At 67.4% G+C, this 14996-nt stretch carries 20 protein-coding genes; 3 read left to right on the top strand and 17 right to left on the bottom strand.

Going from position 1 to position 14996, the window contains the following annotated elements; translation table 11 throughout:
* The first annotated feature begins 106 nt into the window (after positions 1–106).
* Together coaA and ACZ7L4_RS21720 are read left to right on the top strand one after the other, a co-directional pair.
* Positions 107–1120, top strand: coding sequence for a type I pantothenate kinase (gene coaA, locus ACZ7L4_RS21725; RefSeq protein WP_472104690.1), 1014 nt, complete (start codon positions 107–109; stop codon positions 1118–1120).
* Positions 1121–1136: 16 nt separating this feature from the next.
* Positions 1137–2081 carry a DUF389 domain-containing protein gene (locus tag ACZ7L4_RS21720; RefSeq protein WP_472104688.1) on the top strand — a complete coding sequence of 315 codons (945 nt, stop codon included), beginning with the start codon at positions 1137–1139 and terminating at the stop codon, positions 2079–2081.
* Here the strand turns inward: ACZ7L4_RS21720 and glmM are convergent.
* The 3 genes from glmM to rplM form a co-directional block, all read right to left on the bottom strand.
* A complete protein-coding gene (gene glmM, locus ACZ7L4_RS21715) occupies positions 2078–3436 on the bottom strand; it encodes a phosphoglucosamine mutase (RefSeq protein WP_472104686.1) in 1359 nt (452 codons plus the stop codon). The genes ACZ7L4_RS21720 and glmM overlap by 4 nt on opposite strands.
* 100 nt (positions 3437–3536) lie before the next feature.
* A complete protein-coding gene (rpsI, locus tag ACZ7L4_RS21710) occupies positions 3537–4052 on the bottom strand; it encodes a 30S ribosomal protein S9 (protein WP_327661994.1) in 516 nt (171 codons plus the stop codon).
* 44 nt (positions 4053–4096) lie between these two features.
* A complete protein-coding gene (rplM, locus tag ACZ7L4_RS21705; RefSeq protein ID WP_385755911.1) occupies positions 4097–4540 on the bottom strand; it encodes a 50S ribosomal protein L13 in 444 nt (147 codons plus the stop codon).
* A 358-nt stretch (positions 4541–4898) separates the two neighbouring features.
* On the opposite strand from rplM, the gene ACZ7L4_RS21700 reads away from it, so the two are divergent.
* Complete coding sequence (locus ACZ7L4_RS21700) at positions 4899–5747, top strand: hypothetical protein (RefSeq protein ID WP_472104684.1); 849 nt, start codon at positions 4899–4901, stop codon at positions 5745–5747.
* Between the two features lie 21 nt (positions 5748–5768).
* Here ACZ7L4_RS21700 and truA read toward each other — a convergent pair whose 3' ends face one another.
* The 14 genes from truA to rplR all read right to left on the bottom strand — a co-directional run bounded on the left by truA (position 5769) and on the right by rplR (position 14995).
* Entirely contained in the window at positions 5769–6623 is an 855-nt protein-coding gene (gene truA / locus ACZ7L4_RS21695) for a tRNA pseudouridine(38-40) synthase TruA (RefSeq protein ID WP_472104682.1), read from the bottom strand.
* A 78-nt stretch (positions 6624–6701) separates the two neighbouring features.
* Complete coding sequence (rplQ, locus tag ACZ7L4_RS21690; RefSeq protein ID WP_385755905.1) at positions 6702–7187, bottom strand: 50S ribosomal protein L17; 486 nt, start codon at positions 7185–7187, stop codon at positions 6702–6704.
* Between the two features lie 165 nt (positions 7188–7352).
* Positions 7353–8375, bottom strand: a complete 1023-nt coding sequence (locus tag ACZ7L4_RS21685) for a DNA-directed RNA polymerase subunit alpha (protein WP_003966937.1) — start codon at positions 8373–8375, stop codon at positions 7353–7355.
* 145 nt (positions 8376–8520) lie between these two features.
* Complete coding sequence (gene rpsK, locus ACZ7L4_RS21680; protein ID WP_003948617.1) at positions 8521–8925, bottom strand: 30S ribosomal protein S11; 405 nt, start codon at positions 8923–8925, stop codon at positions 8521–8523.
* A 65-nt stretch (positions 8926–8990) separates the two neighbouring features.
* Positions 8991–9371 carry a 30S ribosomal protein S13 gene (rpsM, locus tag ACZ7L4_RS21675; protein ID WP_306320981.1) on the bottom strand — a complete coding sequence of 127 codons (381 nt, stop codon included), beginning with the start codon at positions 9369–9371 and terminating at the stop codon, positions 8991–8993.
* 210 nt (positions 9372–9581) lie between these two features.
* Positions 9582–9695, bottom strand: a complete 114-nt coding sequence (gene rpmJ, locus ACZ7L4_RS21670) for a 50S ribosomal protein L36 (protein ID WP_003974245.1) — start codon at positions 9693–9695, stop codon at positions 9582–9584.
* 58 nt (positions 9696–9753) lie between these two features.
* Positions 9754–9975, bottom strand: coding sequence for a translation initiation factor IF-1 (gene infA, locus ACZ7L4_RS21665; RefSeq protein ID WP_003948620.1), 222 nt, complete (start codon positions 9973–9975; stop codon positions 9754–9756).
* Between the two features lie 161 nt (positions 9976–10136).
* The gene (gene map, locus ACZ7L4_RS21660) at positions 10137–10973 is read right to left on the bottom strand and encodes a type I methionyl aminopeptidase (protein ID WP_472104679.1); all 837 of its coding nucleotides are present in this window, start codon (positions 10971–10973) and stop codon (positions 10137–10139) included.
* A gap of 125 nt (positions 10974–11098) precedes the next feature.
* Positions 11099–11746 carry an adenylate kinase gene (locus tag ACZ7L4_RS21655; RefSeq protein ID WP_472104677.1) on the bottom strand — a complete coding sequence of 216 codons (648 nt, stop codon included), beginning with the start codon at positions 11744–11746 and terminating at the stop codon, positions 11099–11101.
* Positions 11746–13059 (bottom strand): preprotein translocase subunit SecY, encoded by a 1314-nt coding sequence (gene secY, locus ACZ7L4_RS21650; protein WP_385755895.1) that lies wholly within the window; start codon positions 13057–13059, stop codon positions 11746–11748. Before secY ends, ACZ7L4_RS21655 begins: the two co-directional genes overlap by 1 nt.
* 242 nt (positions 13060–13301) lie before the next feature.
* Positions 13302–13757 (bottom strand): 50S ribosomal protein L15, encoded by a 456-nt coding sequence (gene rplO / locus ACZ7L4_RS21645; protein WP_385755893.1) that lies wholly within the window; start codon positions 13755–13757, stop codon positions 13302–13304.
* Positions 13758–13759: 2 nt separating this feature from the next.
* Positions 13760–13942 (bottom strand): 50S ribosomal protein L30, encoded by a 183-nt coding sequence (rpmD, locus tag ACZ7L4_RS21640; RefSeq protein WP_030567278.1) that lies wholly within the window; start codon positions 13940–13942, stop codon positions 13760–13762.
* On the bottom strand, positions 13942–14544 hold the full coding sequence (gene rpsE, locus ACZ7L4_RS21635; protein WP_306320975.1) for a 30S ribosomal protein S5: 603 nt from the start codon (positions 14542–14544) through the stop codon (positions 13942–13944). The genes rpmD and rpsE overlap by 1 nt, the downstream gene beginning before the upstream one ends.
* 67 nt (positions 14545–14611) lie before the next feature.
* On the bottom strand, positions 14612–14995 hold the full coding sequence (rplR, locus tag ACZ7L4_RS21630; protein ID WP_326020847.1) for a 50S ribosomal protein L18: 384 nt from the start codon (positions 14993–14995) through the stop codon (positions 14612–14614).
* Between the last annotated feature and the right edge of the window lies 1 nt (position 14996).

Genomic DNA, 14996 nt, shown 5'->3' with positions numbered 1-14996 from the left:
GTACGGTCCATACCTGTGGCGAAGCTGTGACGAACGGGGTTCCCGAAACTCCCGGCGTGACACACCCCACCTGCCGCCGCGGGCCACACTGCCGTAACAATGGACTGTGATCTCTCCGGTCTCCGAGCCCAAGGCACAAGCGACCTCCCGGAGCACCCACCGGCAGAAGCCGGAGGTGACTCCCTACGTCGACCTCACCCGCACCGAATGGAGCGCACTGCGCGACAAGACGCCACTGCCGCTGACCGCGGAAGAGCTGGAGCGGTTGCGCGGCCTCGGTGACGTGATCGACCTGGACGAGGTCCGCGACATCTATCTGCCGCTGTCCCGACTGCTGAATCTGTACGTGGGCGCGACCGACGGCCTGCGCGGGGCGCTCAACACGTTCCTCGGCGAGACGAACAAGAAGGCCGCCCAGTCCGGCACGCCCTTCGTCATAGGAGTCGCCGGCTCCGTCGCGGTCGGCAAGTCGACCGTCGCCCGCCTCCTCCAGGCCCTGCTCTCCCGCTGGCCCGAGCACCCGCGCGTCGAGCGCGTCACGACCGACGGGTTCCTGCTCCCCACCAAGGAGCTCCAGGCCCGCGGCCTGATGTCCCGCAAGGGCTTCCCCGAGTCGTACGACCGCCGGGCCCTGACCCGCTTCGTCGCCGACATCAAGGCGGGCAAGGACGAGGTGACCGCCCCGGTCTACTCGCACCTGATCTACGACATCGTGCCCGGCGAGAAGCTCGTCGTGCGCCGCCCCGACATCCTCATCGTCGAGGGCCTGAACGTGCTGCAGCCCGCCCTGCCCGGCAAGGACGGCCGCACCCGCGTAGGACTCGCCGACTTCTTCGACTTCAGCGTGTACGTCGACGCGCGCGCCGAGGACATCGAGGCCTGGTACCTCAACCGCTTCCGCAAGCTGCGCGCGACGGCCTTCCAGGACCCGTCCTCGTACTTCAGGAAGTACACCCAGGTCTCCGAGGAGGAGGCCCTGGACTACGCGCGCACCACCTGGCGCACCATCAACAAGGTGAACCTCCTTGAGAACGTGGCGCCCACCCGCGGCCGCGCCGGGCTCGTCATCCGCAAGGGCCCCGACCACAAGGTGCAGCGGCTGCGTCTGCGCAAGCTGTAGCTGCTAGAAAGGCGCCATGCTGCATCTGCGCCTGATCACGCCGTCCGACACGACGGACGACGTGGTGCGCCTCATCGAGAAGACGACCGGCACCACGCACCTGGTGGTGTTCCCGGACGCCGCCCGCAACCCGTCCGGCGACGTCGTCATGTGCGACGTCGCCCGCGAGGCCGGTGACGAACTCATCGGCGGGCTGCGGAAGTTGGGCATCGACAGGTCGGGCTCGATCTCCGTCGAGAACATCGACCTGTCGCTGTCCCTGCGCGCCGACAAGGCGGAGGAGGACGCGCCGGGCGAGGGCGCGGACGCGGTGCTGTGGGAGCAGCTCTCGGACGCCACGCACGAGGAGTCCACGCTCACCATCACGTACGTGGCGTTCCTGGTGATCGCGACGATGATCGCGGCGTGCGGTGTCGTGCTCGACAACGCGATCCTGATCGTGGGCGCCATGGCGGTCGGCCCGGAGTTCGGCCCGCTCGCCGGGTTCTGCACGGCGCTGGTGCGGCGCTCGCCGCGCCTCGCGTGGCGCTCCCTGGTCGCCCTGCTCGTCGGCTTCGCGGTGGCGATGGCGGTGACGGTGGGCTTCAGCTACTTCATGGACGCCGTGAACCTGTTCAGCGAGGGCCAGTTGGAGGCGGACCGGCCGAACACCGGCTTCGTCTACGCGCCCGACTGGTTCTCGTTCGTGGTGGCCGTCCTCGCGGGCGCGGCCGGCACCCTCTCGCTCACCTCGGCGAAGTCCGGTGCGCTCGTGGGCGTCGCCATCTCGGTGACCACGGTCCCGGCGGCGGCGAACGCCGCGGTGGCGCTGAGCTACGGCGACATGAAGCAGACCTGGGGCTCGACCCAGCAGCTCCTGCTGAACCTGCTGGGCATCGTCCTCGCCGGTACGCTCACGCTCCTCGCCCAGAAGTACCTCTGGGCCAAGCAGCGCGAACGTACCGCCAGGCAACAGGCTTAACCCAGCGCCGACTTCACGACGTCGGCCAGGCGCTCCGCGACGGACCGGGCCTGCGCGATGTCCGCGGCCTCGACCATCACCCGCACCAGCGGCTCGGTACCGGAGGAGCGCAGCAACACCCGCCCGGTCGAGCCGAGTTCACGCTCGGCGTCGGCCACGGCCGCCTGCAGCTCCCCGGACGTGGTGACGCGGGACTTGTCGACGTCCGGGACGTTGATGAGCACCTGCGGCAGCCGCTCCATGACGCTCGCCAGGTCCTTCAGCGTCCGCCCGGTCTGCGCGACGCGCGCCGCGAGCAGCAGGCCCGTCAGCGTGCCGTCGCCGGTCGTCGCGTGGTCCAGGACGATGACGTGCCCGGACTGCTCGCCGCCCAGCGCGAACCCGTTCTCCTTCATGTTCTCCAGGACGTACCGGTCGCCGACGGCGGTCTGCACGAGGTTGATGCCCTCGCGCTCCATCGCCAGCTTCAGGCCCAGGTTCGACATGACGGTCGCGACCAGCGTGTCGTCGCGCAGCACGCCGCGCGCCTTCATGTCGAGCGCGAGGACGGCCATGATCTGGTCGCCGTCCACCTCGGAGCCGGTGTGGTCCACGGCCAGGCAGCGGTCGGCGTCCCCGTCGTGCGCGATGCCGAAGTCGGCCCCGTGCTCGACGACGGCGGCCTTCAGCAGGTCCAGGTGGGTCGAACCGCACCCGTCGTTGATGTTCAGCCCGTCCGGGTCCGCGCCGATCGTGACGATCTCGGCGCCGACGCGGGTGAAGGCCTCCGGGGAGACCCGCGAGGCCGCGCCGTGCGCCTCGTCGAGGACGATCTTCAGGCCCTCGAGCCGGTTCGGCAGCACGCCCGCGAGGTGCGCGATGTACTGGTCGAGGCCCTCGCCGTACGACTTCACGCGGCCGACGCCCGCGCCCGTCGGGCGGTTCCACGGGGCGCCGGTGCTGTGCTCCTCGTAGATCGCCTCGATGCGGTCCTCGAGCGCGTCGTCCAGCTTGTGGCCGCCGCGGGCGAGGAACTTGATGCCGTTGTCCGGCATGGCGTTGTGGCTCGCGGAGAGCATCACGCCGAGGTCGGCGCCCAGCGCGCCCGTGAGATACGCGACCGCGGGCGTGGGCAGCACGCCCACGCGCAGCACGTCGACTCCGGCGCTGGCCAGGCCGGCGACGACCGCGGCCTCCAGGAACTCGCCCGAGGCGCGCGGATCACGGCCGACCACGGCCACCGGACGATGGCCCTCAAAACTGCCTGCCTCGCCCAGAACATGTGCCGCCGCCACCGACAGACCGAGCGCGAGCTCCGCCGTCAGATCCGCGTTGGCGACGCCGCGCACGCCGTCCGTGCCGAAGAGTCGTCCCACCTTGATGTCCTCCGAACCAACACAATCGTCATAAGCCGAACGCCCCGGCGGCACGATACGTGCCGCCGGGGCGAACAGAAGTACAAGCAGGCAGCGGGATTTAGCGCTTGCTGTACTGCGGGGCCTTGCGGGCCTTCTTGAGACCGGCCTTCTTGCGCTCGACCGCACGGTCGTCGCGGCGGAGGTAGCCGGCCTTCTTGAGGGCGCCGCGGTTGTTGTCCACGTCGGCCTCGTTCAGCGCGCGGGCCACGCCGAGGCGCAGGGCGCCGGCCTGACCGGAGACGCCGCCACCCGAGATGCGGGCGATGACGTCGTAGCGGCCGTCGAGCTCGAGCACCTTGAAGGGCTCGTTGACTTCCTGCTGGTGCACCTTGTTCGGGAAGTAGTCCTCGAGCGTGCGCCCGTTGACCTTCCACTTGCCGGTGCCGGGCACGATGCGAACGCGCGCGATGGCGTTCTTGCGGCGGCCCAGGCCGGCGGCCGGCTGCGGGTCACCGAAGCGCGCCGGGTTGGACTCCGAGGTGTACTCGCCCTCGACGGGGGCGTCGGACTCGGTGGTGTAGCTCTCGACGTCGGCGATCTCTTCGACCGGCGTCTCGGCAGTGGTCTCGGCCACGATTCTCCTCAGATTCTTTTCTGTCTTAGGGGGTGTGGCCGGAACTACTGCGCGACCTGGGTGATCTCGAACGGCACCGGCTGCTGGGCAGCGTGCGGGTGCGTGTCGCCCGAGTAGACCTTCAGCTTCGAGAGCATCTGACGGCCGAGCGTGTTCTTGGGAAGCATGCCCTTGATGGCCTTCTCGACGGCCTTCTCGGGGTTCTTCTCCAGAAGCTCGTCGTAGCGCACGGAGCGCAGACCGCCCGGGTAACCGGAGTGGCGGTACGCCATCTTCTGGGTCTTCTTGTTGCCGGACAGGTGCACCTTGTCGGCGTTGATGATGACGACGAAGTCGCCCGCGTCGACGTGCGGCGCGTAGATCGGCTTGTGCTTGCCACGCAGAAGGGTGGCAGCGGTGGTCGCCAGACGGCCCAGGACAACGTCCTGAGCGTCAATGACGTGCCACTGGCGAGTGATGTCGCCGGGCTTGGGGCTGTACGTACGCACGGTCGTATGCCTTCGCTTCTTCAGTGAATGGGGTCCTGACACACGGCACCACTGAAGCGATCATGCAGCTGGGGCTCACAAAGGCCGGGGACGCTAACCCGTATGCGAGCCACTGGTAACTGCTCCAGGGAACCTACGTAAGGGCCCTTCGCGTGAGAACGACCAAGCCAATACGTATAACAAATGCCGAGGATACCCGCGCCGCCCCGTACGGGTCAAAACGCGTCGGCCCCGGTGAACCGGAGGCCCTGTATCCCACTGTGCCGTGTCCCTTCACGGTAACGCGACGGAAGCCCTCACACCTCCACCACGGGACGAGGCCCCTGCCACACAGGGGCGTACCTCTAAGATGCGCCCCATGAGTTTCGGGCAAGGGGGATCCCCGTGGGGGCCCAATGACGGCGGGTCGACCCCGGACTGGGCGTCGCTCGCGGAGGCATCAGAGGCACGCGCGCGCAAGAAGCGCTGGATGATGATCGGCGGCGCGATCGTGGCCACGCTCGCCGTCGGTTCGGCGGTCGCGTGGGGCATCGTCTCGACCAACAGCAAGAACGACGCCGCCAACAAACCGGCGGAACAGCTGCCGAGCACGGCGGACATCCCCAGCGAGGGCAAGTCGGGAGGGCCGTCCTTCGACGAGACGACCCCGCCGCCCCCGCTCGACCCGAACGACTTCATCAACAGCGCAGCGAAGGACAAGGCCCCGCTCACCGCGGACTCGCTCTTCCCCGGCAAGCAGTTCACCGCCGGTGACCGGGTGTACACGAAGGGCGCCACGGCCCGCACCACCGACTGCGCCTCGGCCGCGCAGAAGGGCCTGTCCGGGATCCTGAAGAGCAACGACTGCCAGCAGCTGATCCGCGCCACGTACTACAAGGGCAACTCCGCGGTCACCATCGGTGTCGCCGTCTTCAAGACGAAGGCGGAGGCGAACAAGGCCAAGGAGCAGTACGACTTCGACGGCACGGTGGCCTCGCTGCCGGGCTCCGGGGTGCCCACGTTCTGCCGCACCACGGTGTGCCGCCAGACCGCCAACTCGGTGGGCCGCTACACATACTTCACCAACGGCGGCCTCACCAACGGCCAGGACGCCACGAAGAAGGACACCATGGTGTTCTCCCTCGGCGACGACCTGCAGGAATTCACCTTCCAGCAGATCAAGCGGCGCGGCGAGGTCCAGGCGTCCGCGGCCGCGACCGCGGGCTGACCGCCGCCCCGGGCGCCGCTCTCAGCAGCAGCCGGCGCCCGGGAGCGTCCGCTTGTTGCGCGCCTCCTTGTTGCGCGCGGCGAGCAGCTCGTCGGCCGGGTAGCCGACCTCCTCGAGGGTCAGCCCGTGCGGCCGCACCACGTGCACGGCGGAGTCCCGCACACCGGCGGCGAGCACCTTGCCGGGCCAGTCGGCGGGCCGGTGCCCGTCCCCCACGAACAGCAGCGCCCCGATCAGGGACCGCACCATGTTGTGGCAGAAGGCGTCGGCCCGCACGGTCGCGGTGACGATCCCGTCCTCGCCGCGCACGAGGCTCAGCTCCTGCAGCGTACGAATGGTCGTCGCGCCCTCGCGCTTCTTGCAGTACGCGGCGAAGTCGTGCTCACCGAGCAGCCGCTCGGCCGCCTCGTTCATGGCGTCGACGTCCAGCGGCCAGTCGTGCCACAGCACGTGCCCGCGCAGCAGCGGGTCGACCCCGCCCGGGTGGTCCGTCACCCGGTACGCGTACCGCCGCCAGATCGCCGAGAAGCGCGCGTTGAAGCCGCTCGGCGCCTCGGCCACCGACCACACCCGCACATCCTTCGGCAGCCGCCCCGCGAGCCGCTTGAGCAGCTTCTCCCGGTGCTCGGCCCAGACCTCCGCCGGCAGGTCCACGTGGGCGACCTGGCCCCGCGCGTGCACCCCGGCATCCGTGCGCCCTGCGACCGTCAGGTCGTACGCCTGCGAGGACCGCGTCACCGTACGGAGCGCGTCCTCGATCTCCCCCTGCACGGTCCGCCGCCCGGAGGCCTGCTTGGCCCAGCCGGAGAAGTCCCTGCCGTCGTAGCTCACGTCGAGCCGCAGCCGGACGAAGCCGTCGGCCACCTCATCACTCACAACAAACAATCCTTAGGGAGAAACGGAAAGCGGGCCCGCCCCGGAAGGGCGGACCCGCTCACACACAAGGCGTCAGCCTCAGGCGTCCTTCGACTCCTCGGCGGCAGCCTCGGCCGGAGCCTCGGTCTGCGCCTCGGCGGCCTCGGCGTCCTTGGCGGCACGCTTGGTGGCGGCCTCGGCCTCACCGGTGGCCTGCTGCTGGACCGTCAGGGCCTCGACCAGCTCGATGACAGCCATGGGCGCGTTGTCGCCACGGCGGTTACCGATCTTGGTGATACGGGTGTAGCCACCCGGACGGTTCTCGTAGCGCGGGGCGATCTCGGTGAAGAGCGTGTGGACGACGCCCTTGTCCGTGATGACCTGGAGCACCTGACGGCGGTTGTGAAGGTCGCCCTTCTTCGCCTTGGTGACCAGACGCTCCGCGTACGGACGCAGACGACGGGCCTTGGCCTCGGTCGTCGTGATCTTGCCGTGCTCGAAGAGCGACTTCGCGAGGTTCGCGAGGAGCAGCTTCTCGTGCGCGGCGCTGCCGCCCAGACGGGCACCCTTGGCGGGCTTCGGCATGATGTTTCTCCTAGGTGTCTGCCCCGGCCGTATCAGGTACCGGGGTCAGTATCCGAGCAGGCGGTCGCCTGTCGGAGACCCGCGCCCCTTTTCAGGGGCGCGGGGAACTGCGCAACCGCAACCACGGTCCCGCAGCAAGTGATCCGTCCGCCGAAGCGGAGCGTCTCAGTACTGCTCGGTCTCGACGAACCCGGCGTCCGCGTCGTCGTCGGCGCCGAAGGCGTCGGCGGCGGCGGTCGGGTCGAATCCGGGCGGGCTGTCCTTGAGGGCCAGGCCCATGCCGGCCAGCTTCGCCTTGACCTCGTCGATCGACTTCGCACCGAAGTTGCGGATGTCGAGCAGGTCGGCCTCGGAGCGGGCGACGAGCTCACCCACGGAGTGGATGCCCTCGCGCTTGAGGCAGTTGTACGACCGAACGGTGAGCTCGAGCTCCTCGATCGGCAGCGCCAGATCGGCGGCGAGCGCGGCGTCCGTCGGGGACGGACCCATGTCGATGCCCTCGGCGTCGATGTTCAGCTCGCGGGCGAGACCGAACAGCTCGACCAGCGTCTTACCGGCGGAGGCCATGGCGTCACGGGGACGCATCGCCTGCTTGGTCTCGACGTCGACGATCAGCTTGTCGAAGTCGGTGCGCTGCTCGACACGCGTGGCCTCGACCTTGTACGTGACCTTGAGAACCGGCGAGTAGATCGAGTCGACCGGGATGCGCCCGATCTCCTGACCGACCTGCTTGTTCTGGACGGCGGAGACGTAGCCGCGACCGCGCTCGACGGTCAGCTCCATCTCCAGCTTGCCCTTGCCGTTGAGCGTGGCGAGGACGAGGTCGGGGTTGTGCACCTCGACACCGGCCGGGGGCGCGATGTCGGCGGCGGTGACCAGACCCGGGCCCTGCTTGCGCAGGTACATCACGACCGGCTCGTCGTGCTCCGAGGAGACGACCAGCTGCTTGATGTTCAGGATGAGGTCGGTGACGTCCTCCTTGACGCCCGGCACGGTGGTGAACTCGTGCAGGACACCGTCGATGCGGATGCTGGTGACAGCAGCGCCGGGGATCGACGAGAGGAGGGTGCGGCGGAGGGAGTTGCCGAGGGTGTAGCCGAAGCCCGGCTCCAGCGGCTCGATCACGAACCGGGAGCGGAATTCGTCGACGACCTCTTCGGTCAACGAGGGACGCTGAGCGATCAGCATGAAGTGATTCCTTCAGTCATGGGCACCCACTATTTGATGCCCGACCAGTACTGCAATGGTACGGGCGGCACGGCCTCGTACAAGAGACGAGAGCCGTACCGCCCGAAAACCTCAGACCAAGCGGCCTGCGACGACCCGGTGAGGGTCAGACGCGGCGGCGCTTGGGGGGACGGCAGCCGTTGTGCGGCGTCGGCGTGACGTCCTGGATCGAGCCGACCTCGAGGCCGGTCGCCTGCAGGGAGCGGATGGCGGTCTCACGACCGGAACCCGGGCCCTTGACGAAGACGTCGACCTTGCGCATGCCGTGCTCCTGCGCGCGACGGGCAGCCGACTCGGCGGCCATCTGCGCGGCGAACGGCGTGGACTTGCGGGAGCCCTTGAAGCCGACGTGGCCGGCGGAGGCCCACGAGATCACGTTGCCGGTCGGGTCCGTGATGGACACGATCGTGTTGTTGAACGTGCTCTTGATGTGCGCGTGGCCGTGAGCGACGTTCTTCTTTTCCTTGCGGCGCACCTTCTTGGCAGCGCCCTGACGACCCTTGGGGGGCATGTCGTTCTCCTACAGGGAGGTGGTCGGTCCTACAGCGAAGACCGCTGGTGAGCGTCCGCTGAGGACTACTTCTTGCCCGGCTTCTTCTTACCGGCGATGGCGCGACGCGGGCCCTTGCGGGTACGAGCGTTCGTGCTGGTGCGCTGACCGTGGACCGGCAGGCCGCGACGGTGACGCAGACCCTGGTAGCAGCCGATCTCGACCTTGCGGCGGATGTCGGCCTGAATCTCGCGACGGAGGTCACCCTCGGTCTGGAAGTTCTGGTCCACGTACTCACGGATCTTCACGAGGTCTTCCTCGGAGATGTCGCGAACGCGGATGTTGCGGTCGACACCGATGGCGTCCAGCGTCTGCTGGGCGCGCGTGCGGCCGATGCCGAACACGTAGGTGAGGGCGACCTCGATGCGCTTCTCGCGCGGGAGGTCAACACCTTCAACGCGTGCCATTCATGGCTCCTGTTGATTCTTCGGAGGTCTGCAGCAGAACCACTCCCAGCCGCCGTCCCCTTTGTTCCAAAGGGTTGGTACGAACTGAGTCCCCGGCCTCCGACCGAAGGTGTCGCCACGACGGGAACCGTCGCCGGCGGGCTCTGCATATGTACGTAATGTGCTGCGTCGCGCGAGATCTACGAACGAACTGCAGTGAACGGGTCTACGTCAGCCCTGGCGCTGCTTGTGGCGCGGGTTGTCGCAGATCACCATGACCCGACCGTGACGGCGGATCACCCTGCACTTGTCGCAGATCTTCTTGACGCTCGGCTTGACCTTCATGGGTGAGGTTCTCCGGGTCAGTTGCCGGCGGCCCACCGAGGCGGGACTAGGGCAAGATCTACTTGTACCGGTAGACGATCCGGCCACGCGTGAGGTCGTACGGAGACAGCTCCACCACGACCCGGTCGTCAGGGAGGATGCGGATGTAGTGCATGCGCATCTTGCCGCTGATGTGTGCCAGGACCTGGTGGCCGTTCTGGAGCTCGACCTTGAACATGGCGTTCGGCAGAGACTCGACGACAGTGCCCTCGATCTCGATGGCACCTTGCTTCTTGGCCACGCTTCGCCCTTCGAATCGACTACCTTGATCGACTTCCGTGCCCGCATGGAGACATGCGCATACACGAGAGCCGACGAGTCAGTCTACGTCAGTACCCCCGGAAAGACGAATCTCGTGATTCTGCCCCACCCCGGAGATCACTAAGCCCCGCGGCCCCGCAATCAGCCCAGCGGATCCGGCGCCGCCGTGACACCCAGTTCCGCGAGCTTGGCCTTGCCGCCGTCGGGGGATGTGAGGACGAGAGGGCCCTCCTCCGTGAGGGCGACCGAGTGCTCCCAGTGCGAGGACCACGTGCCGTCCGTCGTGATGACCGTCCAGTCGTCCGAGAGCGTCTCCGTCTTCGGCGTACCGAGGGAGACCATCGGCTCGATGGCGAGGCAGAAGCCGGGGACGAGCTTCGGGCCCTTGCCGCGGCGCCGCTCCACGTAGTTCAGCAGGTGCGGGTCCATGTGCATCTCGGTGCCGATGCCGTGGCCGCCGTAGTCCTCGACGATCCCGTACTTGCCGCCGCCCGGCTTCGGCTGGCGGCGGATGTACGACTCGATGGCGCGGGAGATGTCCACCAGCCGGTTGCCCTGCTTCATCGCCGCGAGCCCGGCCCACATGGACTCCTCGGTGACCCGGGACAGCTCGATCAGCTCCGGAGCGTGACCGGACCCCACGAAGGCCGTGTACGCCGCGTCGCCGTGCCAGCCGTCCACGATGGCGCCCGCGTCGATCGAGATGATGTCGCCGTCCTCCAGGACGACGTCGTCGCTCGGGATGCCGTGCACGACGACCTCGTTCTTCGAGGTGCAGATCGTCGCCGGGAAGCCGCCGTAGCCGAGGAAGTTCGACTTCGCCCCGTGCTCGGCGAGCACCTTGCGGGCCACCTCGTCCAGATCCTTGGTGGTCGCGCCCGGCACGGCCGCCTCACGGGTCGCCGCGTGGATCGCCGCGACGACAAGCCCCGCCTCCCGCATCTTGCGAATCTGGTCGGGGGTCTTGATCTGCACCATGGGGGCCTGCGCTCTCCGTCATCCGGTACGAGTACGAGGGTTACGTACGTCCAGTACCCACCAACACTAAGGCCGCGGCCCCCTCGACGGGGAACCGCGGCCTCAGGCACGTACGAAGGAAGCGCTCAGCGCTTCAGGGCCTCCATGGCCCGGCCCGTGACTTCCTCGACCTTGCCCAGGGCGGAGATCGTCACGACGAGCCCCTGCTCCCGGTAGTAGTCGATGATCGGCTCGGTCTGCGTGTGGTAGACCTCGAGCCGCTTGCGCACGGTCTCTTCCTTGTCGTCGTCACGCTGGTACAGCTCGCCGCCGCAGGTGTCGCAGACACCCTCGGTCTCGGGCTGCTTGTACGTGACGTGGAAGACGTGTGCCGAGTCGTTACGGCAGATGCGGCGGCCGGCGATGCGCTTGACCACCTCGTCCTCGGGGACCTCCAGGTCGAGGACCGCGTCCAGCGTGACGTCGTCGGCCTTGAGGGCGACGTCGAGCGCCTCGGCCTGCGAGACGTTGCGCGGGAAGCCATCGAGCAGGAAGCCGTTCACGGCGTCCGCCTGCTCCATGCGGTCCTTCGCCATCCCGATGGTGACCTCGTCCGGGACCAGCTGGCCGGCGTCCATGTAGGACTTGGCCTTCTTGCCCAGCTCCGTGCCCTGGCTGATGTTGGCACGGAAGAGGTCGCCCGTGGAGATGTGCGGAATCGACAGGTTCTTGGCCAGGAACGCGGCCTGCGTTCCCTTGCCAGCACCGGGCGGCCCGACGAGGACGATTCGCATCAGCGGAGGAACCCTTCGTAATTGCGCTGCTGGAGCTGGCTCTCGATCTGCTTCACCGTCTCCAGGCCGACACCCACGATGATCAGGATGCTCGTGCCACCGAACGGGAAGTTCTGGTTTGCCCCGAAACCAACCAACGCCATCGTCGGCACGAGAGCGATCAGGCCCAAGTACAGCGAACCCGGCCAGGTGATCCGGTTGAGCACGTACGAAAGGTACTCAGCGGTCGGTCGGCCAGCCCGGATGCCCGGGATGAAGCCACCATACTTCTTCATGTTGTCGGCGACTTCCTCGGGGTTGAACGAGATCGCCACGTAGAAGAACGCGAAGAAAACGATCAGGAGGAAGTACGTGACGATGTAAATCGGGTGATTTCCCTTGGTCAGGTGGTCGTCGATCCACACCTTCCACTGCGAATCTCCACCGGCGAACTGGGCGACCAGGGCCGGAATGTAGAGCAGCGAGGAGGCAAAGATGACAGGGATCACACCCGCCTGATTCACCTTGAGCGGGATGTACGTGGACGTACCGCCGTAGGAACGGCGGCCGATCATGCGCTTCGCGTACTGCACCGGGATACGGCGCTGGGCCTGCTCGACGAAGACGACCAGGGCGACCATGACGAGGCCGACGAGGATGACCGTGCCGAACTCGATCCAGCCGTCGGCCAGCGAGCCCTGCTTCTTGATGGCCCACAGGGCGGACGGGAAGGTGGCGGCGATCGAGATGAACATCAGGATCGACATGCCGTTGCCGATGCCCTTGTCGGTGACGAGCTCGCCGAGCCACATCATCACGCAGGTACCGGCGGTCATCGTGATGACCATCGTGATCGTGATGAAGATCGACTGGTCCGGGACGATCTCGCTGGCGACCGGGCAGCCCTGGAAGAGCGCGCCGGTGCGGGCGGTGGCGACGAGGCCGGTGCCCTGAAGGATGGCGAGCGCCACGGTCAGGTAGCGGGTGTACTGCGTGATCTTCGCCGTGCCGGCCTGACCCTCCTTCTTGAGGGCTTCCAGACGCGGGATCACCACGGTGAGCAGCTGCAGAATGATGCTCGCGGTGATGTACGGCATGATGCCGAGCGCGAAGACCGTGATCTGCAGCAGCGCGCCACCGCTGAACATGTTGACCAGACCGAACAGGCCGGAGCTGGAGTTGGCCTGGTTCATGCACGTTTGGACGTTCTGATAATCCACGCCGGGGATCGGGATGTGCGCCCCGAGCCGGTAGATCACGATGATGCCCAGCGTGAAGAGCAGCTTCTTGCGCAGGTCGGGCGTCTTGAACGCCCGGGCGAACGCGGTGAGCACGGTGCCTCCTGCGACCCCCGCGCGCGTGCGTCAGAGGTGACGGTCTTGAGGATTCGACAAATACGTAAACGGTCTAACGGCCAAGACCCGGGATTGGTGCCGGGGGCACACAAAGCCCGGAACTTAACAGCGGACGCCACCTTACCGGCGTAACTGCCCCCCTTGGAACGACCAACCGGGGATGCCCCATATGTGGGGCATCCCCGGTAGGGACGTTCACGTCATCAAGACGCCTGATTGGCTCAGACGAGCTCGGTGACCGTACCGCCCGCGGCGGTGATCTTCTCCTTGGCGGAGCCGGAGACGGAATCGACCGTCACCTGCAGCGCCACGGAGATCTCGCCCTGGCCCAGGACCTTGACGAGGCTGTTCTTGCGCACGGCACCCTTGGCCACGAGGCCCTCGACCGTGACCTCGCCACCCTCGGGGTAGAGCGAAGCCAGCTTGTCCAGGTTCACGACCTGGAACTCGGTCTTGAACGGGTTCTTGAAGCCCTTGAGCTTCGGGAGACGCATGTGGAGGGGCATCTGGCCACCCTCGAAGCGCTCCGGAACCTGGTAACGGGCCTTGGTGCCCTTGGTACCACGACCGGCCGTCTTACCCTTCGACGCCTCACCACGACCGACACGGGTCTTGGCGGTCTTGGCGCCGGGGGCCGGACGGAGGTTGTGGATCTTGAGCGGGTTCTGCTCACCCATGATCAGTCGACCTCCTCGACCGTCACGAGGTGGCGGACGGTCTGCACCATGCCGCGGAACTCGGGACGATCCTCCTTGACGACCTGCGTGTTGATGCCCTTGAGACCAAGGGAACGCAGGGTGTCACGGTGGTTCTGCTTGCTGCCGATGTACGACTTCGTCTGCGTGATCTTGAGCTGCGCCATTACGCACCAGCCCCGGCACGCGCACGCAGCAGGGCCGCGGGAGCGACGTCCTCGAGGGGCAGACCACGGCGAGCCGCGATCTCCTCGGGACGCTGCAGACCACGCAGGGCCTCCACCGTGGCGTGCACGATGTTGATCGCGTTGTCGGAGCCGAGCGACTTCGACAGGATGTCGTGAACGCCGGCGCACTCGAGCACGGCGCGCACCGGACCACCGGCGATAACACCGGTACCCGGGGACGCGGGCTTGAGCAGCACGACGCCGGCAGCCTTCTCACCCTGGATCGGGTGCGGGATGGTGCCCTGGATACGGGGGACCTTGAAGAAGTGCTTCTTGGCCTCCTCAACACCCTTGGCGATGGCGGCCGGCACCTCCTTGGCCTTGCCGTAACCGACACCCACGGTGCCGTCACCGTCGCCCACTACGACGAGCGCAGTGAAGCTGAAGCGACGACCACCCTTCACAACCTTGGCGACGCGGTTGATCGCGACAACGCGCTCAACGTACGCGGTCTTCTCGGCGGCGTTGCCACCGTCGCGACCCTTCCGGTCCCGCCGCTCGCCGCCACCGGCACCGCCACCGCGGCGCTGGGGTCCAGCCATTGGAATTACCTCTCTCTGTTTCCGCTAGCTACGCAGCATCAAAAAGCGCTGCGCGAACGGGCAAGACTCAGAACTTGAGTCCGGCTTCGCGGGCGGCGTCCGCCAGGGCAGCGATGCGCCCGGCGTACTGGTTACCACCACGGTCGAACACGACAGCCTCGACACCGGCGGCCTTGGCGCGCTCGGCGACCAGGGCGCCGACCGACTTGGCCTGCGCGGACTTGTCGCCCTCGCCGCCGCGGATCGACGTGTCCAGGGTCGACGCCGACGCGAGGGTGTGACCCTTAACGTCGTCGATGACCTGCGCCACGATGTTCCGGTTCGAGCGCGTCACGACCAGGCGCGGACGCTCGGCCGTACCCGACATGTTCTTGCGGATACGAATGTGGCGGCGCTTGATGGCCGCACGCTTGTAAGCGTCGCCCTTAGCGATCTTCTGACCGTATGCCATG

Source organism: Streptomyces sp. NPDC107575, assembly GCF_055657265.1.
The sequence above is the reverse complement of the archived record's forward strand: the minus strand, read 5'-3'. Positions and strand labels throughout refer to the sequence as shown.